Below are 23,254 nucleotides of genomic sequence, written 5' to 3'. Positions count from 1 at the left end.
GAGTGAATGACTATGCGAACACCTATTATTATTGACTGCGATCCAGGGCATGATGACGCTATCGCAATCCTGCTTGCAATAGCAAATTCGGAGAAGCTGGATCTGCGCGGGATTACAACGGTTGGAGGAAACCAGATCCTCGATAAAATCACAGAAAACGCACTTAAAGTGATCAGTTTCGTGAATGCGGATATTCCTGTAGCCAAAGGGGCTGCGGGTCCGCTTTTCGGCAAGCTTGTTACAGGTGAGGAAGCGCATGGTGAATCCGGCATGGACGGCCCACTATTGCCGCCAAGTAAATTCCGCCCTGTAGAAGAAGGCGCTGTGGAATTTATGCTGAATATTATCCGTTCTTCGGAGGAGAAAATTACGCTCGTACCGATGGCTCCTTTAACGAATATTGCGCTATTAATTACAGCATATCCGGAGATTAAAGACAGAATTGAGAAGATCTCATTAATGGGCGGAGGAATTTCTTATGGAAATGTAACCTCTACTGCGGAATTTAATATCTATGTAGATCCTGAAGCCGCTCGTATCGTGTTTGAATCGGGTATACCGATTACGATGAGTGGTTTGGATGTGACCGATAAGGCAGCGATTTTCGAAGATGAGATCGTAGCATTGAAAGAGCGTGGGCCAGTGTCCACTATGGTCGGAGAGCTGCTAGATTTCTATTCGATTTACGGAAAGAAAATGGGCTATGTTGGCAGTGCGCTGCATGATCCATGCGCAGTAGCTTGGCTCTTGCACCCTGAACTGTTTGAATCCGAGCATCTGTATGTAACGGTGGAGACAGAAGGCAAGCTAACACGTGGAATGACGGTTGCAGACAAAAGAAAGAAAACAGATCGTCCAGCAAATGTAGAAGTTCTGGTGGGAGTAGACCGGGAAGCATTTATGAAACTGATCTTTGATTCACTTGAAAAGCTAGATCAAGAGCTGCTTGCGGCTGAAGGGAACTAACCTATGGCAGGATGGGAGAGACTTCAGGAGACGGTTCAGTTTGAATTGGTTCAGCGTGGAGAAGAAGGCTGCAAGATTGAGGGCTTCGCGGATAAACTAGCTGCTGCAGGTGCCGATGAAATTAAGCTGATGCAAGTATACAACGAGTTGATGGAGCTCACGGTTGCTGAGGACTTTCCTTATGAAGAGCCGTCTTCACTGGAAGAGATTCGTCGCCTACGTCCAGAAGGTCCACGTAAGCTGCAACCAGAATGGAGCGAGGCGGAGTGGAGAGACAAATTCTATGGTGCTTGGCTGGGTAGAAGTGTTGGCTGTGCACTCGGAAAACCACTGGAGTATTGGGACTACCTCTACGGTAAAGATGGACGCCCGGGCTGGGAGAATATTGAGCTGTGGTTCCGAGGTGCGGATGCATGGCCAATTACCGGCTATACACCTGGTCATTCACGGGCAGAGGAAGAATATGGTCTTGGTTTAAGTGATTGGACTTATGCTAGTACCCAAGAGACAATTAAGTTTATGGAAAGCGATGACGATATTCGTTACACGGTTCTGGGCCTTATGCTGCTGGAGCAGAAAGGACTGGATTGGGATTCTTGGGATATCGGAAAGCTCTGGCATAAACATCTGACATATGCTCAGGTATGTACGGCTGAGACACAGTCGTATATGAATTTTGCGCAGGAGACATCTCATTTACATGGTGAGAAGCCTGCGGATTGGCTGGCGCGGCAGGAAAGAGTGCGGATGCATTTAAATCCGTACCGGGAGTGGATTGGCGCGGCTATACGCGCAGACGGACTGGCATATGGCGCGGCAGGGCATCCTGAGCTTGCGGCGGAGCTAGGCTGGCGCGATGCTTCTTTTTCACATGTGAAGAACGGGATCTATGGCGAGATGTTTAATGCAGCGATGATTTCGGCGGCTTTTGTTGAAAAAGATAACGAGCGTATCCTAGAGATTGGTCTTAGTGAGATCCCTAGTACTAGTCGTCTGGCAAGTGATGTACTACGAGGCATAGATATTGCGCACAAGGCTAAGAGTGAGCGTGAGTTGGTGAGTAAGATTTGGGATACATTCAGCCACTATGATGCGGTGCATACCAATAATAATGCTGCCCTTGTAGCTGCTTCACTGGTCTATGGCGGGAATGATTTCGAAAAAGCGGTCGTTACTTCCGTATATGGAGGAATGGATACAGACTGTAATGGAGCTACAGTGGGGTCGATTATGGGAGCGAAGCTTGGAGCAAGTGTGTTGCCGGCTACATGGGTTGAACCGCTCCATGATACACTATATGCAGATTTACCCGGGTTTCATCCGATAGCGATTTCGGAATGCGCGGAGCGCAGCTATCAGGTGTTCTTGAAGATTCGCAAGGAGCTTGGCGGAAAGTTTTAGATCAGGGATACGAAAATAATTAAGGGATGTCTTAAGCCACTGTGCTTAAGCATCCTTTTTTTCGTGGTGACCTAGTTCTTGAAATAGATGCAACAGGGGTTTAGGAGTTAGGTAACAGGAGAATCCTGATCTGAAGAGGGATTAAGTTTAGTCATTTATTTGGTAGTTAAACATGTGAAAATAGCCTGGTGCAAAGGGATTTTATACAGTAATCCTTTTTTACTGATATATCATTTAAATAAAAATGGTGACACAGAACATAAAATGCCTTATTATTTAAAGAGATTTTTAGTAAAACAGTTTTTAAATAATTATAGTACAAACCTTGGCTTAGAGGGTTTCAGAATAAATGGAAAGGAAGGGGGAGTTTGCAATCCTATCGCTGAGTGGGGTGAGTAAAGGATTCAAACTGAAGGACGGTATGTATCAGGCTGTGGATGATGTATCGCTTGATGTGAAGAAAGGATCGATTCACGGTATCATTGGTGAAAGCGGGGCAGGGAAATCCACGCTGCTGCGATTGATTAATCTGCTGGAAAAGCCAGATCAAGGGACAGTTACCGTAGAAGGGCATAATTTAACCGAAATGCCGAGTAAACAACTACGGAAAGCTAGGGAAAAGATTGGGATGATTTTTCAGCAATTTAATCTGGTCAATAACGTCACGGTAAGCCGCAATATTTCGATTCCTCTGGAATTGGCAGGGGTGCCGAAGCGTGAACGGATGAAACGGGTAAAGGAATGTCTTGATTTTGTCGGATTGGCAGATAAGGCAGCGCAATATCCTGCACAGCTAAGCGGAGGACAACGACAACGTGTGGCGATCGCCCGGGCGCTTTCGAATAGTCCAGGACTATTGCTATGTGACGAACCCACCTCCTCCCTTGATCCAGGAACAACTGCGGATATTCTGGACGTCCTGAAGCATATTAATTCAAGCCTCGGGGTTACAGTAGTGATTGTTACGCATGAGATGGATGTTGTCAAAAGCATATGCACTCACGTATCCGTGATGGAAAATGGTCGAATCGTAGATTCCTTCTCTCGCGAAGACGGTGATTTCCGACCTGCTGCAGTTCGTACTGGCTCGTACCGGGATCAAATTCTGGGTAAAGCGGGGGAAATACATGTTTGATAGTGTACTTCAATATCAGGCACAGATGTGGGAATCGATCAGGGAAACCTTTGTCATGGTCGGTATTTCTGTCGGTGCCGCATTGCTGCTTGGCCTTCCGCTCGGGACGTTGTTGTTTTTTTGCCGAAAAGGTCAGCTCTACGAGAATAAAACATTGTCTCTGGTGCTCAACAGCATCGTTAATATTATCCGTTCGTTTCCATTTCTGCTGCTTGTCGTTGCACTCATTCCGGTCACTCGTTTCCTAGTTGGAACTGCGATTGGAACCATGGCAGCCACGGTTCCGTTATCCATTGTTGCCATTGCTTATTACTCCCGTCTGGTGGAGCAGTCTTTGTTGGAGGTTCCTAAAGGAGTCATAGAGGCGGCCTTGTCTATGGGAGCTTCGAAGCTAGGGTTGATCTTTAAATTCCTGTATGTTGAGGCACGTTCGGGGCTAGTACTCGGACTCACTACCTCTACGATTAGTTTTATCTCATACTCAACCGTAATGGGGGTTGTCGGAGGGGGCGGGGTTGGTGATTTTGCGATCCGGTATGGATATCAGCGTTTTGAGACTGAAGTGATGGTCTATGCGATTATCGTGATGATTATATTGGTTCAGTTGGTTCAATTCACAGGAGGTACGATCTCACGGCTGTTAGATAAGCGTTAATCGTTCAACCCGTACATCAAATTTTGTAATACAAAATGATTGAATATATAAACTGGGGGTTAGTTGTAGTAATGAAAAAATCAATGATAGTTGTGCTTATGTTAATGGTATTGGTCGTAGCGGGTTGTGGCTCTAATAAAGCAGCAGAGAACAATTCTGCAAAAGGTAGCGATGAGCTAACGAAATTAAAGATTGCTACTTTGATTCCACCAATGACGGAAATTCTGGATATTGTGAAGCCGCTTCTGAAGGAAGATGGCATTGATCTTGAAATCGTTGTGCTATCTGACAATGTACAGCCTAATGAGGCTTTGGCGAATAAAGAGGTAGATGCTAACTTTTTTCAACACGTTCCTTATATGAAGCAATTTAATGAGAGCAAAGGCTCAAATCTGGTAGAGGTACAGCCTGTATATGACGCTATTTACGGTGGTTACTCCAAGCGTTACAAGAATGTAGCTGATCTTCCTGAAGGTGCAACGCTAGTAATGGCTAATGATCCATCGAATATTGGTCGTTCTTTACAAATGTTCGCTGCAGCTGATCTTATTAAGCTAAAAGAAGGCGTAGGTATTCAAGCTACACAAGCAGACATTACAGAAAATCCAAAAAACTTTAAGTTTGAAGAAGTAGATTTATTGATGTTGGCTCGTATGCTGGATGATGGCGATCTAGTGGCAATGACTCCGGCTTATGCTAGCCCGCTTGGATTGACACCGAAGAAAGATGCACTGATTACTGAAGGTGCCGATTCTGAATTCACAATCACCTTGGTTGCGCGTGAAGACAACAAGGACTCTGATGCGATTCAGAAGCTAGCTAAACGGATTAGCGGCCCTGAAGTGAAGAAATTCCTTGAAGATAATTATGCGGATATCGCATTGCCTGCTTTTAAATAAGCTTAAATTGTTAGATTAGTAATTCAACGAGACTTGTCCATTATGGGCAAGTCTTTTTTTGCATTCAGAAAGCATATATTGGGGGTCCTCACAAAGTACCTGAGGTTGCATCGAAGCAAAGCCCCACTTTGTGGGGATATTATAGTGTGTCACTAGAATGTAAGAACTGCTAGATATAATGGGTTGTAGAATAACAAAGCGGAATGGAGATGTGAATATGGCAGTACTTAGCGCGATTGATCTCACGAAACATTATGGTAAGGGAACTAACTTGGTTAAGGCATTGGATGGAATTAACGTGGAAGTAAATAACGGTGAATTTATAGCGATTGTCGGGACTTCAGGAAGTGGCAAATCAACGCTCTTACATATGCTTGGCGGACTTGATCGAGCAACTGATGGACAGGTGATCATAGATGGTAAAAATATTTTCGGAATGAAGGATGACGAGTTGACGGTATTTAGAAGAAGAAAGATCGGATTTGTATTTCAGAACTATAATCTGGTGCCGATTCTGAATGTATACGAGAATATTGTGTTGCCTATTGAGCTGGATGGAAACAAGATAGATAAGGAATTCGTGGATCATATTGTGAATACGTTAGGACTCTCGCAAAAGTTGGACAACCTCCCCGGTCAGCTTTCAGGGGGTCAGCAGCAAAGAGTAGCTATAGCACGGGCCTTGGCTGCAAAACCTTCCATTATCCTAGCCGATGAACCTACAGGGAACTTGGACAGCATCACCAGCCAGGAGGTCATTGGATTACTCAAAGTAACGAGCAGACAGTTTAATCAGACGATTCTAATGATTACTCATAATGAAGAGATTGCTCAGCTTGCAGACCGGACCATCCGGATAGAGGACGGTAAAATTACTGGAGGGGCATTGTGATGATGTTTCCAAACAGCAATAAACCAATTGTTAAGAAGCTGACGAGTAGAAGTCTGAAAGCCAATCGGACCCGAAATCGTTTTGTGATTCTGGCGATAATTCTCACCACTTGGCTCATTACTTCTTTTTTTAGTATTGGGCTGAGCAACTACAAAACCTTCGAAATGCAGGAATTAAAAATAACCGGGACGATGGCCAATGCCTACTTAACCTCCCCGTCAGAACAACAAATAAACAAGTTAAAGGAACTTTCCTATATTAAGACCATCGGACTTCAGTCCAGAGTAGGTAATGTGATCAATACGCCAGAAATAGGAGATCTTAATTTAGCTCTCCTCTGGTATGACCCTACTGAATGGACGGACATGCGTAAGCCTGTAATCGATGGTCTAAAGGGGACATATCCAGAGAAGGAAAATGAAATCGCTGTTCCTTTATGGATTTTACAGTCGATGGGGATAGATGCTCCAAAGATTGGTATGAGCTTGCCGTTAACTTACTCCGTTACCCGCGATGGGGTGAAATCGCAAGAGAGCAACACCTTCATACTAAGTGGATGGTTTACCGATTACAGTCATGTCCGTACCGGAAATACTGGAGCGCTACTGGTATCGGGGTCTTTTGCTACAGCTCATGGTGTAGATCTTAAGAATCCCAAAAATGCCACTATTCTTTTTCATGAGAAAAATACGGATGAACTCCTCTCACGTTTGCAACAGGATATCACTTTGGGAGAAAGTCAGAAGCTTGAACCAGTCTCTTACAGGTCTACTACCTCTTCGGACAGAACAGCGACTTTGATTGGATACGCCGGAATAATACTATTTGTTATGCTGAGCGGTTATTTATTGATTTATAATGTGCTTTACATTTCTGTCTCACGGGATACAAGGTTCTACGGTCTGCTTAGAACGCTAGGAACAACACAGCGGCAGATTAAAAAAATAGTCAGAGCTCAAGCCTCAAGGTTAGCGCTTATAGCAATTCCACTGGGACTTGCTGCAGGAGCTGTAACTTCTTTCGTACTTGTTCCACTGGCTATGAGTACCGCTGAATTGGATACGGGTGTGGAGATTTCATTTCACCCATTAATCTTTATTGGAGCTGCGTTGTTTGCTTGGCTGACCACCATGTTCAGTGCTATTAAACCTGCCTCCATCGCTGGTAAAGTCTCTCCAATAGAAGCAGTAAGATATACAGGGACGATGGTTAAAGCTAAGAAGAAGCGTGGAACTGGCGGTTCTAAGCTGCATCGACTGGCCTGGCGAAATATTTTCAGAGTGAAGAAACGGGCAATGGTTGTATTTCTCTCTTTATTTCTCGGGCTGACGACTTTTCTGGTAATCAATACACTTGTGCTTAGTATGAGTACAGATCATTTTATATCGGAATATATGGATAATGACTTCACGCTGTCGAATCAGACGATGTCCTTTGGATTTGAGGGGGAAGAGAAGGCCAAGATCTCAGAGGATATGATCAAGGAAATTCAGGATATGAAGGGAGTAAAAGAGGTCTTCAAGGCTTATATTGGAATGGCTGAGATGAAATATGACCCTAAGGTGTTCGGAAAGTATGTAGATGAATTTGCGAAATCATATCACACAGAACGCCCTGCTGATGAACAATTGGCTAAGGGGCAAGGGATGTTCTCAACGACCCGTGTTACCGGGTTAGACTCAGATCAGGTCAGAAAGTTGGAGGAGAAAATAGGGTTTACTGTAGATATGGAACGTTTTGAAAAAGGTGAGATTGCCTTGCTGGACAATTTTAGTCTCGGTGGTCTTAAGGTTGGAGATCCATTTCAAATCAGTCCTATAAAAAGCGAGGCCACACAATCTTTCGAAATTGGAGGGCTTGGTGATTTCAGCTCACTGGGATCTTCACATTTTGTGGCTCCGAATGTCTATATCAGCCACACTGCTATAAAGAAATTCATGAGTAACCCGCTTATAAGTAAAGTGTATATTAATGCTGATCCAAAAGACTGGAAGCAGATTACCGATCAATTGGAAGGACTCATCGGCGGAGATGGTGAGCTGAAGCTGGAGTCGAAGCTGTATATGGAAAAGTTCATGGAATCGGCTAAGCTAACCTTTTACATTATGGGTGGCGGAATTGCGCTCATTCTAGCGCTGATTGGAATTTTGAATTACGTAAATATTATGTATACAGGTGTTGTAGCTCGGAAGCTGGAATTCGCAGTGATGGAGAGTATCGGGATGACCTCTAAGCAGATGAGAAAGCTGTTGCTGTATGAAGGGGCAGGTTATGCGATCCTATCGACGTTGCTAATCTCAACAATAGGCACATTAATCAGTTACGGTGCTTATAGCCTGTTTAGCCAAGAAGCTACTTATGCTGTGTTTAGCTTCCCAACCCTCCCGCTTTCTATTGCAATTGTACTCGTTTTTGCGGTTTGCCTGAGTGTTCCGCTAATTGCTTACAAGCAAATTAAAAAGGACAGCATTGTGGAACGTCTGCGGCAAATGGAATAGAGCTAAGCTAATTAATTTACAGCGTAGCCTTCCTCTGCTTGTTACAATGATAGGTATAGAGGTGAGTTTCAATGACAACCATTCTAATTGTAGAGGATGACCGTCTCTTAAACGAGGGGCTAAAGTTCATGCTTGAAAAAGAAAATTTTAATATTATTCAAGCCTACTCTTATCAACAAGCAGCTTCTAAAATTCAGGATCAGACCCTCGGTCTGGTCCTTTTGGACATTAATCTGCCAGATGGGAGTGGTCTTGCACTGTGCCAGGAAATTCGGCGAACGAGTTCTATTCCGGTAATCTTTCTAACAGCCAATGATACTGAGCAGGATATGGTCACTGGATTTGGGCTAGGTGCAGACGATTATATCGCTAAGCCATTTAGTATGGTAGTTCTTTTACAACGTGTGAAAGCTGTACTTCGACGAACAGGTACTGATGGAAGCTCGGAGCTGTTTCAATATAAGGATATTACAATTAACTCAGCCAAAATGAAGGTTTACAAATATGGGCAGGAAATCAAACTAACCACCAATGAGTATCGCCTACTTGCCATCTTAACCGAGAATAGCGGTCAGGTTCTTACCCGGAGGTTAATGCTGGAGAAGCTATGGGATATAGAAGGTAATTTCGTGGATGAGAATACGCTAAGCGTAAACATTCGTAGGCTGCGTGCCAAAATTGAGGATGATCCTAAAGATTGTCAATACATTAAAACCGTATTCGGCATTGGCTATACATGGGGAGATTAAGGATGAAGAACCCTTTTACAAAAATTATTTGGAGCTCTTTCGTCCTTTTTGCTGTTATTGTGGCTTTGTTCGGCTCTTTGCTTATCTATTATAAGCCTGAGCGATCTGTAGTTATAGGATCCGTGGTGTTTGTTGGCGTGATGGCTTTGCTGTTTATAAGTTTTGTGTTCGCACTTCGTAAAGAAATGCTAAACACGCTATCATCATTGTCTGGATTGATTCAAGAGCTTATCAATGGACAAATGACTCAAATGTTCCCGGTGCAGGAGGATACACTACTCTCCAAATTACAGCATCATGTCATTCAACTATCTGAGCTGTTGTCTTCGCAGAAGCAGCGTTACCGTGAAGAGAGTCAGGAGGTCAAAACATTAATCTCTGATATTTCTCATCAACTCAAGACCCCTTTAGCTAATTTAGGGATGTATAACAGTCTTCTGATGGATGAAGGGCTCCCTACCGAAAAACGCAGTGAATTTACTCGCCATATGGGAAGCCAGATTGAGAAGTTATCTTGGCTCATGGAGAATCTGATCAAGTTATCACGGCTCGAATCCGGTATTATAGAGCTTCATGCGGAGAAGCTTAATCTTGAGAATACCGTGCTGTCAGCCATCAAACAGGCATTTCCAGCAGCCGAACAAAAGAATATAGAGATCTTACTGGAAGCGGATCAGGGGATTGCGTTGCAACATGACCCCAAATGGATGGGGGAGGCTATCTATAACATCATCGATAATGCTCTGAAATATACACTTGGGCCCGGCAGTATTAGGATTACACTTCAGCGGTATGATCTTTTTGCAAGGATTGATGTTGCCGATGGTGGAATCGGAATTCCTTCCGCTGAGATCAATGACATTTTTAAACGGTTTTATCGAGGAGCGGGTTCCAATGGAACTGAAGGTGTTGGCATTGGGCTTTATTTAGCCCGCAAAATTGTTGCTGAGCAGGGTGGATATATAAAGGTGAAATCAGAGCTAAGTAAAGGAAGTGTTTTTTCTATATTTTTGCCGATACGTTGATTCTGAATGTACTCGAAGCTTAGCCCCCGAAATTGGGGCTTTTTCTCATTAAAGTCGCGATTTCATTGAGGAAAAGTGCTTTGCTAGCCCTGTAGTGGTCTGCAGTCGCACAGCTACCTCGACTAAGGTCCAGTACCAAAAACCGTCGTTGGTCTGTTTTGAAAGTCTGCGAATTGCTCTAGAATAAGGCTATAAGGTTAAGGACAACGAAAGGCGGTGAGAAAATAATGCAAAGAAGACAAGGAAACGGATTGGCGGTTGTACTGATTGTGATTGGTGCGGTAATGCTGCTCGGTTTAGCGCTTCCTCTGATTCACGGTATTTTCAGACTACTGTTCCCAGTATTGCTGGTTGTTCTCGGGTACTATGGGATTAAGAGCGGACGCAAGATTATCGGTTGGGTATTAATGTTCATTGGTGTCATGACCTTGATCGCGAAGCTTTCCTGGATCATCGGACCACTGCTAGGTGTGGCGTTGATCGTATGGGGCGTGTATGCCTTAAAGGGTAGAAGAAATGGTACTTATTAAGAAGGATTGTACTTAAATAAGAAGCAGGGAGGGAGCAGGAGATTATGAGTGTTTTTCGTCGCATGAGGGATATTACCGTAGCTAATTTAAATGAACGTCTGGAGCAAAGCCAAGATCCTGTGAAGCTGATTGATCAATTTCTACATTCAACTCGTGAGGAAATCAGTGAAGCTGAAAGATTGTATCAGCAATACGCTTCCCATACGAAGCAACTGCAGCAGCAAGTGAATCAAGCGACTGCCATGCGAAACAAACGTGAGGAACAGGCGCTACTCGCACTAAAAGCGGGCGAAGATCATCTGGCAAAGCTGGCTTTACAAGAAAAAATTATCCACGAGGAAAAGTTGGAGCAGTACAGCGGGCTACTTGAACAAAGTAAGCAATCCTTGTTTGAACTTGAAGGACAACTGAATGAGCTGAAAATAGAGTATCAGACGGTGTACAGCAAACGTCAGTATTATGCAGCACGGATGGAGTCGCTGAGACTACAGCAACGCATGAATCAAAGAGCAAGTGCTTATGGCAACGGTGGTGATGTTCCCAAAATGTTCGGACGTCTGGAAGATCGGATGTCAGATTGGGAATTAGAAGCGAAGAGCCTCCGCGATGTGCGGCGCATGGGACAGGAATATGCGGTGCAAGCAGGTGAGACTGTAGCAACCGTACTCGAAAGAGAAATGGCTCGCTTAAAGGAGAAACTGAACAATGGTGGAAAGGAGTAGCGCTATGAGTCGATTGTATCGTTCAACTAGAGATAAAGTGATGACGGGTCTTGCAGGTGGATTATCTGAGTCACTCGGTATTGATTCCACGCTATTCCGGATTCTGTTACTGGTCAGCATTCCGTTTACAGGAGGCGCCGTGATTCCAGTGTATTTCATTGCAGCATTGGTTATTCCGAAGGAGCCTACGCATTATAATCCTTTCGGACCAGGCCCTGGTGCACCTGGTGGTCCATTCGATGGTCCTTACTCCGGTAGACCCGAACATGGACACGGACCGCATGGCGGACATGGATCTTATGGACGCCAACCTAACTACAATCCTAATTTTGAGAAGAATAACGCATATTCCGCTCCGGATTCCGGTTTGGATGCGATGATGAAGGATATCGAGAAGAAGGCTCTGCAAAAAGAAGTAGAAGAACTCAAACAAAAACTGTCTAAATATGAGAAAGGGGAATTGTAATCATGGGAGTATTTCAAAGAATTAAAGATATGACTAAGGCGTCGGTAAATGACTTGTTGGATAAGGTAGAGGACCCAATCGTAATGCTTAACCAATATCTGCGCGATATGGAGGCTGAAATTCACGAAGCTGAAGTTACAGTTGCTAAACAAATGGCGAATGAACGCCGCATGAAGCAACGCGTGGAAGAAGCAGCAAAAATGTCCGCACAACGTGGAGCACAAGCTGAACTGGCATTGAAAAATGGCCAAGAAGAAGTGACTCGCAAGCTGTTGGAGGAAAAAATTTACTTCGATCAAAAACAAGCGGAATACAGCGATCTTCACGCTCAAGCTGAAGTACAAGCGAAGGAATTGGTAGGACAGCTGCACGATATGAAGGATGAATTCTACAAGCTGCGCAACAAGCGTAACGAGCTCGTATCCCGTGCTCAAATGGCTAAAGCGAAGAAACAAATGTCGCAAATCAGCAGTGTACATTCCATCGAAAGTGGCAGTGCGTCACTCGGATTCCACCGGATGGAAGAAAAAATTATGCAGCTTGAAGCAGAAGCAGATGTACTGCGTGCACCTTACAGCCCATCCGCGGCTTACACTAAACCAGTGGATGTTGAGAAGCAACTGAAAGTGGATGAGCAACTGGCTGCATTGAAAAGCAAGCTGAATGATACACCAGCGGCTCCTTCTTTAAACAAAAAAGAAGAATAAATCCTGTTCCTAAAACTTAAGTAGATATGATATGCTGGACAAGAAGAAGCCATACGGTATGGATCTCCATACCGATATGGCTTTTATAGCGGCTGGCTATAATATATTGCTGAGTATGTTTTTCGAAGCAAAACTTAAACTTTAATCCGGTGAATAGTCAGGGAGAGGAAGTTTGGAACTGCAGGAGCAACAGCGAGCGAAAGTCCAAACTTTCCTCGGAGTGACTATTAATTCACGGATACTATAGAAGAAAGTTTTGCTAAGCAAAACTTTTGGGAGGTGCGAAATGGATAAACGAAACCGTTTGATTGCCATCGGACTGATCGGTGTTGGCTGCATGATGATTTTTGGTAGATGGCTCGGCTTTTTCTCCATTGTCGCGCTTCTATTCCTGCTTCTAGGGGTCTACCGTACAACGTCAGGCAAGGTGAAGCAGGGTTATAAGCTGCTCGGAATTGGCGCTATACTGCTTTTGCTGGATCATTTGGTGCTCGTACTGGGGATTTGTTTGATCTCTCTGGGAATGTTTTTTACTAAATCCAAAAGAGTTCAGCGCAAGGAAGGGTTTATGCAGAAGCAGAACTTCTCGTCTAGATTTGACTGGGATCGCTCACCTTGGGTGATGCACAGTCTTAGCTCATGGCATATCCTCGGGGAAGCCGATCTTGATCTTTCGCTGGCTATGGCGGAGCAAAAAGAAACAGTTATGCTGTTTCAAGGAATCTTTGGTGATATGGACATTCAATTGTCGGATGATTATGGTGTGGAAATTGAAGCCTTTGTGCTTTTTGGATCGATTGAATTCGGTAATGGGCGCGATACAGGTATGCTGAACCGTCTGAATTGGAAATCCCCTAACTATGATAGCAGTGAATATAAGGTGAAGTTTAGTGTGTCTTATTTGATGGGAGATTTGGATGTGCGATTATCCTGATTAGTTTGATACAGAAGGGAGGGTCCCCATATGGAAAAAAAGAACAAAAACATGATGTCACGCAGTATGGGTGAGGGGGCTCTGTTCTCTTTTGTCATGCTGCTTGTGATATTGTACACCATGTATACATATGGCTATTTGAAGCCCTTTGAAAGCTGGATGATTGGATTACGCACGGCATTCACACTAATTCTGTTACCCATGGGGTTCGGAGTTGGCTTTGGGTTCTATCAGAGCTTTCGTGTAAAGCGAAAGTTGGAACGCTTGAGAGAAACCCTCGTATTGTGGGAGAAGGGCAACCTAACGCTATCTATGCCTGACTTGGGTGACGATGAGCTGGGAAGGCTCGGAGAACAATTGGGCCGAATCAGCGGAAAATGGGAAAACCAAGTGACAACGCTACAGCGTTTGTCTACAAATAACGCAAAGCTCGCGGAACAGGCCAGAGTATCTGCTATTATGGAGGAGCGTCAGCGGCTTGCGCGTGAACTGCATGATGCTGTCTCCCAGCAGCTGTTCGCAATTTCTATGACCGCCACGGCTGTAGGCCGGACGCTGGAGAAGGATTTTGACAAGGCGCAAAGGCAAATTGCACTTATTGAAGAAATGTCTGCTGTAGCGCAATCAGAGATGAGAGCACTATTGCTGCATTTGCGACCTGTTTATTTGGAAGGTAAGGGATTAGCACAGGGGCTGCAGGAGTTGATCAAGGAGCTTAAGGTTAAGGTTCCGATTGAAATCGTGTTCGAGATGGATCCTGATGTACAATTGTTAAAAGGGGTAGAGAATCACTTATTCCGAATTGTGCAGGAGGCAATCTCCAATACGCTTCGTCATGCGAAAGCAGAGAAGATGGAAATCAGACTGCATCGGCGAGGAGATACGGTTCGTTTGACGCTCCGTGATGATGGGATTGGTTTTGAATTGGATGAGAGTAAACAAACTTCCTACGGTTTGTCGAACATGCAGGAGCGGATGAATGAAATCGGGGGTTCCATTCAGTTTATTACCGCTCCGGGTAAAGGAATGCGGATTGAAATAACCGTTCCGTTAGTCAATGAATAATAGGAGGAAAGAGTGACCATGGAGATGGAGGAAGCCATTAAGGTATTACTTGTAGATGATCATGAAATGGTACGGATCGGACTAGCTGCTGTACTTGGGACTGAAGACGGGATTGAAGTCGTAGGTGAAGCTGGAAGCGGAGAAGAAGGTATCCGCCTGGCACAAGAGTACAATCCGGATGTAGTCCTGATGGATCTCGTAATGGACGGGATGGATGGGATTGAAACGACAAAACAATTAATGAAGCAATATCCCGAAATCAAAGTGATTGTGTTAACAAGCTATCTGGATGATGAAAAAATGTATCCGGTGATTGAGGCGGGTGCGTTCAGTTATCTATTAAAGACCTCGCGAGCTAGTGAAGTTGCGGATGCCATACGCGCTGCGGCAAGAGGGCAGTCTGTACTCGAGTCACAAGTCGCCTCAAAAATGATGAATCGGTTTCGAAACAATGCCAAGGGTGAATCCCCTGCTTATAAAGAGCTTACCGAGCGCGAGATGGAAGTATTACGTCTGCTGGCGCAAGGTAAATCGAATCAGGATATCGCTGATCAACTAATTATTGGGATCAAAACAGTGAAATTTCATGTAACGAATATTCTCGCGAAGCTGGGTGTGGAAGATCGAACCCAAGCAGCAATTTATGCATATAAAAATGGACTAGCTGAATAGAAACCAAAGGACTGAAGCCATTTGCTTCAGTCCTTTTTTACAGGATAAGAAAGTATATATTTGGGGTCCCAGCGAAGTACCATAGTACAAATCGAAACAAAGCCCTTCTTAGTGGGGATAAATCAGGTATAGAATCTCCTAATACGTACATACTGTCTAGTAGATTGCTAGAAAGGTTCGAAAAGGAGAATGAATCATGCTGAAGGCTATGCTGAACAACAGAACAAAAAAAGGGACTCTTTGTATATTATTATTCCTGTGCTGCACTGTAGCTTTACTGGTAAACCTTCAAAGTGCTAAAGCGAACTCAGTCGATCCTGACGAAGTAATTTCACATGTATCAGTAACATCAGAACTGAATTCTTCTCTGATGAGTCTAATAGATCTTGGAACAAAGACAACAGTTTACGGTTCATCCCTACGTGTCGTTTTAAAATGGCAAGGGGCAATCAGCGGTTACGATGATCCTGCTGCAGAAGTGGCTAAGCTTAGCACGCATCTTGGATTGAATGTGCCATCAGGAAGTGATGAAGAAGGGCATACGACTTATCGTTCAACAGCGGTACAACAAGATAAATCACGTCTTTCCTTATTTTGGAGCGAGCTTGGTGAAGGAAATAGCTATGTTATTGTGACGCTAGATACAGCTGATTTAAAGGATAAAGCTAGCTTTCAGGGGGCTGCCGATGAAGTTAGTACAATCCTAGAACAGAGTAATATCAAGGCAGAATGGAATGCATCCCTTCAAGGCGTTGCTGAACAACAGGGAGGACCAGAAGGCGTACTGTCGCAAACAGAAGGGTTACTTAAAGAGCAGTTTAAAGCCGTGGATGAGAAAGAGAGCTATACGGATGTAGCAACAGTCAGCCGTACATATTCGATTCCTGATTTGAAACGCTCCGTTGTTAGCGGTAACCATTCGGTTTCAGCGCAAATCGCAGTGCATCAGGAAGATCAAAATGGGACGAATCGCCTAACGATTGGTTTTCCTTTAATCACCATTGAATACTGACAAATTCCTCTATTATAAGCGAAGATATAATTAGTAATAAGAAATTTTAATTGAAATTTGCGAAATCCCGAGAGTATTTGTCAGGAATCTGATAGCATCCTTTTTAGGAATATGCTAAAATGACATAACGTCGTTTTCTCGACGCTGAGAATGTCAATAAACTATATTACATACAGAAAGATGAGGAGCCATGGCTGAAAATCAAACCCTTGATGCACTGCACACACCCGGTGCTGTCTTTTTTATCTTTGGGGCAACCGGAGATTTAGCCCGGCGTAAGCTTTTCCCGGCGATTTACAGCTTGTACCGTGAAGGTAAGCTGGCACATGATTTTGCGGTAATTGGCGTGGCGCGGCGCCCGCGTACTCAGGAAGAATTTAGAAGTGATGTGAAGGAATCCATCCTTGAATTCTGCCGTTATAAAGCGGGAGAAGAGAACGAATGGAACGAGTTTGTACAGCATTTTGAATACAAATCTCTGGACATCAACGATATTGATGGCTTCCGTGAATTAAGAACTCAAACAGAAGCGCTTGAAGAGAAGTTTAGAATTCCGGGCAATCGGATGTTCTATCTTGCGCTGGCACCTGAATTGTTCGGCAGTGTCTCGTTCAACCTTAAAGCTGGCGGCATGCTGGATAGCACAGGTTGGAATCGCCTCGTCATCGAGAAGCCTTTTGGATATAATCTGGAGTCAGCTGAGCAGCTGAACGAGCAGATCCGTGAGGTGTTCAAGGAAGAGGAGATCTACCGGATCGATCATTATCTTGGTAAAGAAATGGTTCAAAATATTGAAGTCATTCGTTTTGCCAATGCTTTTTTCGAGCCGCTTTGGAATAATAAGCATATTGCCAATATTCAAATTACACTTGGCGAAACCGTAGGTGTTGAAGAGCGTGGTGGTTATTATGACCATGCTGGAGCGTTACGGGATATGGGCCAGAATCATATATTGCAACTGCTGACTATGATCGCAATGGAACCACCAAGCCGTCTGCTTGCAGAAGATATTCGAGACGAGAAGGTGAAGGTACTTCGTTCCCTTCGTCCTTATGGTACATCTGACGAGGTTCGTGAGAACGTCGTGAGAGCACAGTATATTCAAGGCTTGCATAATGGAAAGACCCTTCCTGCTTATCGTCAGGAAGATAAGGTTGATCCTGAATCGAGTACCGAGACGTATTTTGCTGCCCGTGTGTTTGTAGATAACTTCCGCTGGGCTGGAGTTCCTTTCTATATTCGTACAGGTAAACGTCTACCGGTGAAGACAACGGAAGTGGTAGTTGAGTTCAAGGGCATGCCAACCAATGTTTATTTGGGCCAAAAGCATACGCTGGAGCCTAACCTGCTTGTTATCCGTGTGAACCCTATGGAAGGCATTTATGTGAAGATTAATGCCAAGAAGCCGGGTTCTGAGTCTGAAATTCAACCGCTCGCTATGGACTTCTGTCAAAGCTGCTTGGTTGGAATCAATTCCCCGGAAGCTTACGAGCGCTTGCTTCATGATGCGGCACGCGGAGATTCAACTTATTTCACGCGTTGGGATGAGGTATCATCGGCATGGTCGTTCGTGGATCGTATTGCGAAGGCTTGGAAGGAAGAGTCGAGTGATCTATCGTCTTATCCTGCTGGCACTTGGGGTCCGGTTGAAGCGGATCAACTGCTTGCTGAGGATGGCTTCCATTGGTGGCCGGTAAACGGTCAGGAAGAAGATAATGTAGTATGGTTGAAGAATAACTAAACTTTGAGTTAATGCTATCTCCCTGCAGAGGATGCAGGGAGATTTTTTGTAATGCTGAGATCCAATAGATCTGACTTCAGACGGTGCTTGGGGATATGAGCTACTTTTATAAATAACTGCACTATGTACAATTAAAATCGCATTGTGGGTGGAGATTAGTGTTTTAGGTGTATTTTCTGCAACTATTTTCTCCGTATAAGGCTGAAAAGCTAGCACATTGATTTTTTAATTGCATCAAATACAACTAAAGGCGATTGGAAATGCTAATACTTCAAATAAGTGTAGGAAATACAACTATTTACTATAAGAGACTGCGGAGAAATGTGAAACGAATTCAAGGGAGGGGTCTGTATTCAACGTGTGACCATGGGGAACCCTGTTTCCAATTAATACACACCTCTTTGGGACGGAACGAGCGGACCTTATCCTCCGAAATGCATGTTTTAGTCGAGCTTACGGACAAATGTATGCGAAAAATCGAATACAATGTGCCTCCGGTAACATAAACGAGCCAAATGTATGCGAAAAATCGAATACAATGTGCCGCCAGTAATGTAAACGAGTCGATTGTATGCGAAAAACCGAATACAATGTGCCTCCAGTAACATAAACGAGCCGATTGTATGCGAAAAACCTAATACAATGTGCTCCCAGTAACGTAAATGAGCCAAATGTATGCGAAAAACCGAATAAAATGTGCTCCCAGTAACGTAAATGAGCCATATGTATGCGAAAAATCGAATACAATGTGCCGCCGGTAACGTAAATGAGCCAAATGTATGCGAAAAACCGAATAAAATGTGCCTCGGGTAGCATAAACGAGCTAGCGCTGTTATCCGCCCTGAATCACCCAGGAATGGGGTTGTTATTAGGGAATAAGTGCAATACGATTCATCCCTAATATATGTGCTCATTTCATCGTGAAATAAAGATCCGTACCGTCCGTAAGCTTAACCTTACGAAGGTGCATATGGATACGAGTATGGAACGGATGTACTCAGCTTGTAACGCTACCTCCAAGGACGCCGACAGGCGTTTTTCTTATTGAGCTATGGGAACTGGTGAACAGGATACAGACCTGATTTGGGAGATATTTTGCTGTAATAGCTTTTTAGTAGATAATGTCTGCCTTGTTTTGATATACTTTAGAGGATGCTTTCACTTGAAGCGGACTGGAGCTAGACCTAAGATAGCTATTCATTTAGAAATGAAGGGGTATGAACAATGAGCAGAGCACCGATTTGAAGATAACCCCAGTGTAATCGAAGCAGAAGCAGGAATTTTATATATGAAGGGATATGTGTAATGAACAAAGCGATAGATCAGAAGCTGCAAAAGGAAGTGGACAGACGCAGAACCTTTGCGATCATTTCCCACCCGGATGCGGGTAAAACAACTTTAACGGAAAAACTACTGTTATTCGGTGGCGCTATCCGTCTGGCGGGAACCGTTAAGGCCCGTAAAGCGAACAAGCATGCAACGAGTGACTGGATGGAAATTGAGAAGCAGCGGGGGATCTCTGTTACTTCCTCTGTTATGCAGTTTGATTACTTGAATCACCGTGTGAATATTTTGGATACTCCGGGTCACCAAGACTTTAGTGAGGACACCTACCGTACACTAACTGCAGCGGATAGTGCGGTCATGCTTATCGACGTGGCAAAAGGTGTGGAAACCCAAACGACGAAACTGTTTCAGGTCTGTGCGAAACGTGGGATTCCGATCTTTACCTTTATTAATAAGCTAGACCGTGAAGGACGCAGCCCGTTTGATCTGATGGAAGAGCTGGAGCAGGTACTGGGTATTCGCTCTGTGCCAATGAACTGGCCGATCGGCAGTGGCCGTGAATTATGTGGTGTATATGACCGGATGAAGAATCAGGTAGAACTGTTCCAAGGTGATGATCATTCCGTAATCAAGGTTCAGAAGGTTGATGGATATCGTGATCCAATCATTCGTGAAATGGCTGGAGAATATCTGCATGATCAATTGTGTCAGGATCTGGAGTTGCTGGATGTAGCAGGTGACGCTTTTGACTATGAAAAAGTACTAAGTGGTGAACTCACACCTGTGTTCTTTGGTAGTGCGATCAACAATTTCGGCGTACAGACTTTCCTCGATAATTTCTTGGATCTGGCACCGAAGCCTGAACCACGCCGTAGTACTACAGGTTTGGTAGAACCAATGAATGAGAAATTCACTGGTTATGTATTCAAAATCCAAGCCAATATGAACCCGGCTCACCGTGACCGGATTGCTTTCCTGCGTATTGTATCCGGGAAGTTCGAACGTGGGATGAGCGTAAAACATGTGCGTGCAGGTAAGGACATTAAGCTGGCCCAGCCGCAACAATTCTTGGCGCAAGACCGTGATATCGTAGAGGAAGCTTTTCCGGGAGATATTATCGGGCTGTTTGATCCAGGTATTTTTAGAATTGGAGATACACTGAGTCAGGCCGGTGATTTGGAATTCGATGAGCTGCCAACATTCTCACCAGAGATTTTTGCTAAAGTGAGTATTAAAAATGCTTTGAAATCGAAGCAATTCCAAAAGGGTGTCGATCAGCTGACTGAAGAGGGTATGATTCAAGTATTCCGTACGGTTAACTTTGACGATATTCTGCTCGGCGTAGTTGGACAGCTGCAGTTTGAGGTGTTCGAGTACCGCATGAAGGGTGAATATGGTGTAGATGTTCAGTTACAGCGTATGCCATACCAGTTCGCGCGTTGGATCGTAGATGATGCTAAACCGGATGCGAGTAAGTTCCGTATTAACTCTACGCTCGTTACAGATAAGAAGGGCAATTTTGTAGTGTTGTTCGAGAATGAATATGCTATGCGGACAGCGATTGATAAGAACCCGACAGCTACGTTCCTGGAGATGGCTCCAAAAACATTGCTATAGTAAGGAAGCTATAACTTCCTGATTGTTAATAAAAACCTCCGCCTCCATAGGTGAGTTTCACTATGGTAAGGCGGAGGTTTTTGGCTAATTACGTCTAGTTATGAAGTGATATTGCCAGGGGTAATTGTCTCCAAGTGATCATGCAGCATAGAGACCAAATTATCTTGTTTAGCGGTGTCCAAGTCTTTCCATATCATTTCAAACACGGCGCCAAGTCCCGGGAGTGCTGCTTCCGGTCCGTCTACCGAGCCTTCAATCATATGCCGCAAATCCTCTTCAGATTGACCATGCACTTTATGAATAATCGCCTGACGTAAGTCAATGGTAACTGGCATGAAAAAGTACCTCCTTTTTGGAATGTAGTGATATTCACTTCGTTTTAATGTACCCTGTATGGGTGTTGGAAATTCAAGTTTTTGCTACGAGAAACGGTTGTCATCCATAAAGGACGACAATGACGTTTCTTCTTGGCTTATGCTATACTATTTGAGATATAGAATGCTACGGGAGGTACATATAGACATGGCCAAAAAACAATATGCCATCATTGGCATGGGACGTTTCGGATCCAGTGTTGCTAGAGCGCTCAGCGGTATGGGGTTTGATGTACTTGCGATTGATGCGGACGAGCAGCGAACACAGGAGATTTCAAATATAGTTACGCACGCTGTATCTGCAGATTCTACGGATGAGGAAGCGTTACGCGCACTTGGTATTCGCAATTTTGATGTAGTCGTTGTGGCCATTGGTGAGGACATCCAAGCTAGCATTCTGACAACTTTAATCCTGAAGGATCTTGGAGTGCCAGCAATTATTGCAAAAGCCAAAAGTGAACTGCACGGCAAAGTATTAGGTAAAATTGGTGCGGACAAGGTGATTTATCCTGAACGGGATATGGGAATGCGGGTTGCGCATCATTTGGCTTCGCCTAATATATTGGATTATATCGAGCTGTCGCCTGATTATAGTATTTTGGACATGAAGGTATCCGGATCGATGATCGGAAAAAATCTACAAGAGCTCGATATCCGCGCAAAATATGGCTGTAACGTAATGGCTATTCGCCAAGGTGAAGAGATGAACATCTCCCCTCGCGCAGAGGATCGCTTGATCGACGGGGATATTCTTGTAATCGTTGGGCATAAGGATAATCTGACAAAGCTTGAAATCGCGTATCAGTAGGTGAGGCGATTCTGATGATAAGCGTTATTCCGAGGAAAGTCGGAGTTCCGGTCGCTGTTGTCTCCAGATTTTTTTGATTTGAACCGCTTGCTGCGGATAAAATCCCGAGACTGCTTATGCTTTCGAAGTGAGCTTTACTACGTAAAGCTTTCGGGCGAACGCTTACGCTCCTACAGTTCCAAATTTCCTCTCCATAACGTAATCATCAGGTTTATAGGGGAGTAGAAGAGAAGAAGAACAAAGATAAAGATAAAGAACAAAGATATAAGAACAAGAATAAATGGCAAGGCATAAGAAAGGAAGACTTTATGGAAATCATGTCTCCGCAAAATACGCGGGTTAAAGAGTGGGCCGGGCTGCAGGAGAAAAAGCACCGTGACAAGGCTCGTAAATATATCGTAGAAGGCGTTCATCTGGTACAGGAAGCACTGCTGGCTGAAGCAGATGTGGAATGTTTGGCCTATGACCTCGACAAAGGAATGCCCGCTGAACTCAAGGGGCTTCTTCAGTCCGTTCAGGGCATGGATGTGATTGGCGTGTCAGCGGCCATTATCTCGAAATGCAGCAGCACTAATACACCGCAGCCGGTGTTCGCCATCGTGCGGAAGGAACAGCAGGCGGTAGAGGCTATCCTAGCGAAGAAGGATAGTCTGGTGGTTGTCCTGGACGGTGTCCAGGACCCCGGCAATGTCGGCACCATCATCCGTAGTGCGGATGCTGCGGGAGCAGACGGAGTGATCCTCGGCCAAGGCTGTGCCGACCTGTACAATCCGAAGACCATCCGTTCCACGATGGGCTCAATGTTCCATCTCCCGGTGGTGGAGGGAGATCTAAGTGAGATCTTGCCACAGGCCCGGGAACGCGGGGCACTGCTGGTAAGTACTTCGCTGCAGGGAGAAGAATCGTGCTATCAGCATGATTTTCACGGCAGTCAGTGGCTGTTGATTGGCAGTGAGGGCAAAGGCATTTCGCCGGAAACTGCGCGACTCGTGGACAAGAGTATCATCATCCCGATGGCAGGCCGCGCTGAATCACTAAATGCGGCGATGGCAGCAACGATTTTGCTGTTTGAGGGGATGCGGCAGCGGGAGGCATAAGC

General features: G+C 44.6%; 23 protein-coding genes. 22 read left to right on the top strand and 1 reads right to left on the bottom strand.

Features of this window, described 5'->3' with window-relative positions; genetic code table 11:
* Positions 1–12 precede the first annotated feature (12 nt).
* From NST74_RS25415 to NST74_RS25320, 20 genes are all read left to right on the top strand, one after another.
* A complete protein-coding gene (locus NST74_RS25415; protein WP_339288108.1) occupies positions 13–966 on the top strand; it encodes a nucleoside hydrolase in 954 nt (317 codons plus the stop codon).
* 3 nt (positions 967–969) lie between these two features.
* Positions 970–2,367 (top strand): ADP-ribosylglycohydrolase family protein, encoded by a 1,398-nt coding sequence (locus NST74_RS25410; protein ID WP_341115099.1) that lies wholly within the window; start codon positions 970–972, stop codon positions 2,365–2,367.
* Between the two features lie 174 nt (positions 2,368–2,541).
* A complete protein-coding gene (locus NST74_RS25405) occupies positions 2,542–2,766 on the top strand; it encodes a hypothetical protein (protein ID WP_341116033.1) in 225 nt (74 codons plus the stop codon).
* On the top strand, positions 2,741–3,502 hold the full coding sequence (locus NST74_RS25400; protein WP_339291469.1) for a methionine ABC transporter ATP-binding protein: 762 nt from the start codon (positions 2,741–2,743) through the stop codon (positions 3,500–3,502). The genes NST74_RS25405 and NST74_RS25400 overlap by 26 nt, the downstream gene beginning before the upstream one ends.
* Entirely contained in the window at positions 3,495–4,157 is a 663-nt protein-coding gene (locus tag NST74_RS25395; RefSeq protein ID WP_341115098.1) for a methionine ABC transporter permease, read from the top strand. The genes NST74_RS25400 and NST74_RS25395 overlap by 8 nt, the downstream gene beginning before the upstream one ends.
* 71 nt (positions 4,158–4,228) lie before the next feature.
* The gene (locus tag NST74_RS25390) at positions 4,229–5,056 is read left to right on the top strand and encodes a MetQ/NlpA family ABC transporter substrate-binding protein (protein WP_339288101.1); all 828 of its coding nucleotides are present in this window, start codon (positions 4,229–4,231) and stop codon (positions 5,054–5,056) included.
* A gap of 217 nt (positions 5,057–5,273) precedes the next feature.
* Positions 5,274–5,948: an ABC transporter ATP-binding protein gene (locus NST74_RS25385; RefSeq protein ID WP_341115097.1), complete on the top strand. Its 675-nt coding sequence runs from the start codon at positions 5,274–5,276 to the stop codon at positions 5,946–5,948.
* Positions 5,948–8,446: an ABC transporter permease gene (locus NST74_RS25380; RefSeq protein WP_341115096.1), complete on the top strand. Its 2,499-nt coding sequence runs from the start codon at positions 5,948–5,950 to the stop codon at positions 8,444–8,446. The genes NST74_RS25385 and NST74_RS25380 overlap by 1 nt, the downstream gene beginning before the upstream one ends.
* A 71-nt stretch (positions 8,447–8,517) precedes the next feature.
* Positions 8,518–9,195 (top strand): response regulator transcription factor, encoded by a 678-nt coding sequence (locus tag NST74_RS25375; RefSeq protein ID WP_341115095.1) that lies wholly within the window; start codon positions 8,518–8,520, stop codon positions 9,193–9,195.
* Between the two features lie 2 nt (positions 9,196–9,197).
* On the top strand, positions 9,198–10,220 hold the full coding sequence (locus NST74_RS25370) for a sensor histidine kinase (RefSeq protein ID WP_341115094.1): 1,023 nt from the start codon (positions 9,198–9,200) through the stop codon (positions 10,218–10,220).
* A 227-nt stretch (positions 10,221–10,447) separates the two neighbouring features.
* On the top strand, positions 10,448–10,750 hold the full coding sequence (locus tag NST74_RS25365) for a LiaF transmembrane domain-containing protein (protein WP_042130995.1): 303 nt from the start codon (positions 10,448–10,450) through the stop codon (positions 10,748–10,750).
* Positions 10,751–10,794: 44 nt separating this feature from the next.
* On the top strand, positions 10,795–11,472 hold the full coding sequence (locus NST74_RS25360) for a PspA/IM30 family protein (RefSeq protein WP_042130994.1): 678 nt from the start codon (positions 10,795–10,797) through the stop codon (positions 11,470–11,472).
* Positions 11,456–11,938 (top strand): PspC domain-containing protein, encoded by a 483-nt coding sequence (locus NST74_RS25355; RefSeq protein WP_341115093.1) that lies wholly within the window; start codon positions 11,456–11,458, stop codon positions 11,936–11,938. The genes NST74_RS25360 and NST74_RS25355 overlap by 17 nt, the downstream gene beginning before the upstream one ends.
* Positions 11,939–11,940: 2 nt before the next feature.
* Positions 11,941–12,645: a PspA/IM30 family protein gene (locus tag NST74_RS25350; RefSeq protein WP_042130993.1), complete on the top strand. Its 705-nt coding sequence runs from the start codon at positions 11,941–11,943 to the stop codon at positions 12,643–12,645.
* A 286-nt stretch (positions 12,646–12,931) separates the two neighbouring features.
* Positions 12,932–13,579: a cell wall-active antibiotics response protein LiaF gene (gene liaF, locus NST74_RS25345; protein ID WP_042130992.1), complete on the top strand. Its 648-nt coding sequence runs from the start codon at positions 12,932–12,934 to the stop codon at positions 13,577–13,579.
* A gap of 30 nt (positions 13,580–13,609) precedes the next feature.
* Entirely contained in the window at positions 13,610–14,644 is a 1,035-nt protein-coding gene (locus tag NST74_RS25340; protein WP_042130991.1) for a sensor histidine kinase, read from the top strand.
* 18 nt (positions 14,645–14,662) lie between these two features.
* Positions 14,663–15,316, top strand: coding sequence for a response regulator (locus tag NST74_RS25335; RefSeq protein ID WP_036685532.1), 654 nt, complete (start codon positions 14,663–14,665; stop codon positions 15,314–15,316).
* Positions 15,317–15,512: 196 nt separating this feature from the next.
* Complete coding sequence (locus tag NST74_RS25330) at positions 15,513–16,328, top strand: YwmB family TATA-box binding protein (protein WP_341115091.1); 816 nt, start codon at positions 15,513–15,515, stop codon at positions 16,326–16,328.
* 190 nt (positions 16,329–16,518) lie between these two features.
* A complete protein-coding gene (gene zwf, locus NST74_RS25325; RefSeq protein WP_341115090.1) occupies positions 16,519–18,069 on the top strand; it encodes a glucose-6-phosphate dehydrogenase in 1,551 nt (516 codons plus the stop codon).
* A gap of 1,305 nt (positions 18,070–19,374) precedes the next feature.
* A complete protein-coding gene (locus NST74_RS25320) occupies positions 19,375–20,973 on the top strand; it encodes a peptide chain release factor 3 (protein ID WP_341115089.1) in 1,599 nt (532 codons plus the stop codon).
* Between the two features lie 98 nt (positions 20,974–21,071).
* On the opposite strand, the gene NST74_RS25315 is transcribed toward NST74_RS25320, so the two are convergent.
* Positions 21,072–21,308 (bottom strand): small acid-soluble spore protein SspI, encoded by a 237-nt coding sequence (locus NST74_RS25315; protein ID WP_042130985.1) that lies wholly within the window; start codon positions 21,306–21,308, stop codon positions 21,072–21,074.
* A 187-nt stretch (positions 21,309–21,495) separates the two neighbouring features.
* Between NST74_RS25315 and NST74_RS25310 the strand changes: the two genes are divergently transcribed.
* Together NST74_RS25310 and NST74_RS25305 are read left to right on the top strand one after the other, a co-directional pair.
* A complete protein-coding gene (locus NST74_RS25310; RefSeq protein WP_042191745.1) occupies positions 21,496–22,155 on the top strand; it encodes a potassium channel family protein in 660 nt (219 codons plus the stop codon).
* Positions 22,156–22,463: 308 nt separating this feature from the next.
* Complete coding sequence (locus tag NST74_RS25305; RefSeq protein ID WP_341115087.1) at positions 22,464–23,252, top strand: TrmH family RNA methyltransferase; 789 nt, start codon at positions 22,464–22,466, stop codon at positions 23,250–23,252.
* Positions 23,253–23,254: the final 2 nt, after the last annotated feature.

The organism is Paenibacillus sp. FSL F4-0125 (assembly GCF_038008565.1).
GTDB lineage: Bacteria > Bacillota > Bacilli > Paenibacillales > Paenibacillaceae > Paenibacillus_AQ.
Note: the sequence above shows the minus strand (reverse complement) of the source record. Positions and strands in the feature narration are given on the sequence as shown.

Bases quoted from the DNA above. Each gene is read 5' to 3' on its own strand.
- NST74_RS25395 (WP_341115098.1), top strand. From the start codon at position 3,495: ATGTTTGATAGTGTACTTCAATATCAGGCACAGATGTGGGAATCGATC.
- NST74_RS25350 (WP_042130993.1), top strand. From the start codon at position 11,941: ATGGGAGTATTTCAAAGAATTAAAGATATGACTAAGGCGTCGGTAAAT.
- NST74_RS25390 (WP_339288101.1), top strand. From the start codon at position 4,229: ATGAAAAAATCAATGATAGTTGTGCTTATGTTAATGGTATTGGTCGTA.
- NST74_RS25375 (WP_341115095.1), top strand. From the start codon at position 8,518: ATGACAACCATTCTAATTGTAGAGGATGACCGTCTCTTAAACGAGGGG.
- NST74_RS25320 (WP_341115089.1), top strand. From the start codon at position 19,375: ATGAACAAAGCGATAGATCAGAAGCTGCAAAAGGAAGTGGACAGACGC.
- NST74_RS25305 (WP_341115087.1), top strand. From the start codon at position 22,464: ATGGAAATCATGTCTCCGCAAAATACGCGGGTTAAAGAGTGGGCCGGG.
- liaF (WP_042130992.1), top strand. From the start codon at position 12,932: ATGGATAAACGAAACCGTTTGATTGCCATCGGACTGATCGGTGTTGGC.
- NST74_RS25415 (WP_339288108.1), top strand. From the start codon at position 13: ATGCGAACACCTATTATTATTGACTGCGATCCAGGGCATGATGACGCT.
- NST74_RS25380 (WP_341115096.1), top strand. From the start codon at position 5,948: ATGATGTTTCCAAACAGCAATAAACCAATTGTTAAGAAGCTGACGAGT.
- NST74_RS25410 (WP_341115099.1), top strand. From the start codon at position 970: ATGGCAGGATGGGAGAGACTTCAGGAGACGGTTCAGTTTGAATTGGTT.
- NST74_RS25340 (WP_042130991.1), top strand. From the start codon at position 13,610: ATGGAAAAAAAGAACAAAAACATGATGTCACGCAGTATGGGTGAGGGG.
- NST74_RS25315 (WP_042130985.1), bottom strand. From the start codon at position 21,308: ATGCCAGTTACCATTGACTTACGTCAGGCGATTATTCATAAAGTGCAT.
- NST74_RS25330 (WP_341115091.1), top strand. From the start codon at position 15,513: ATGCTGAAGGCTATGCTGAACAACAGAACAAAAAAAGGGACTCTTTGT.
- NST74_RS25335 (WP_036685532.1), top strand. From the start codon at position 14,663: ATGGAGATGGAGGAAGCCATTAAGGTATTACTTGTAGATGATCATGAA.
- NST74_RS25365 (WP_042130995.1), top strand. From the start codon at position 10,448: ATGCAAAGAAGACAAGGAAACGGATTGGCGGTTGTACTGATTGTGATT.
- NST74_RS25385 (WP_341115097.1), top strand. From the start codon at position 5,274: ATGGCAGTACTTAGCGCGATTGATCTCACGAAACATTATGGTAAGGGA.
- NST74_RS25360 (WP_042130994.1), top strand. From the start codon at position 10,795: ATGAGTGTTTTTCGTCGCATGAGGGATATTACCGTAGCTAATTTAAAT.
- NST74_RS25355 (WP_341115093.1), top strand. From the start codon at position 11,456: ATGGTGGAAAGGAGTAGCGCTATGAGTCGATTGTATCGTTCAACTAGA.
- zwf (WP_341115090.1), top strand. From the start codon at position 16,519: ATGGCTGAAAATCAAACCCTTGATGCACTGCACACACCCGGTGCTGTC.
- NST74_RS25370 (WP_341115094.1), top strand. From the start codon at position 9,198: ATGAAGAACCCTTTTACAAAAATTATTTGGAGCTCTTTCGTCCTTTTT.
- NST74_RS25310 (WP_042191745.1), top strand. From the start codon at position 21,496: ATGGCCAAAAAACAATATGCCATCATTGGCATGGGACGTTTCGGATCC.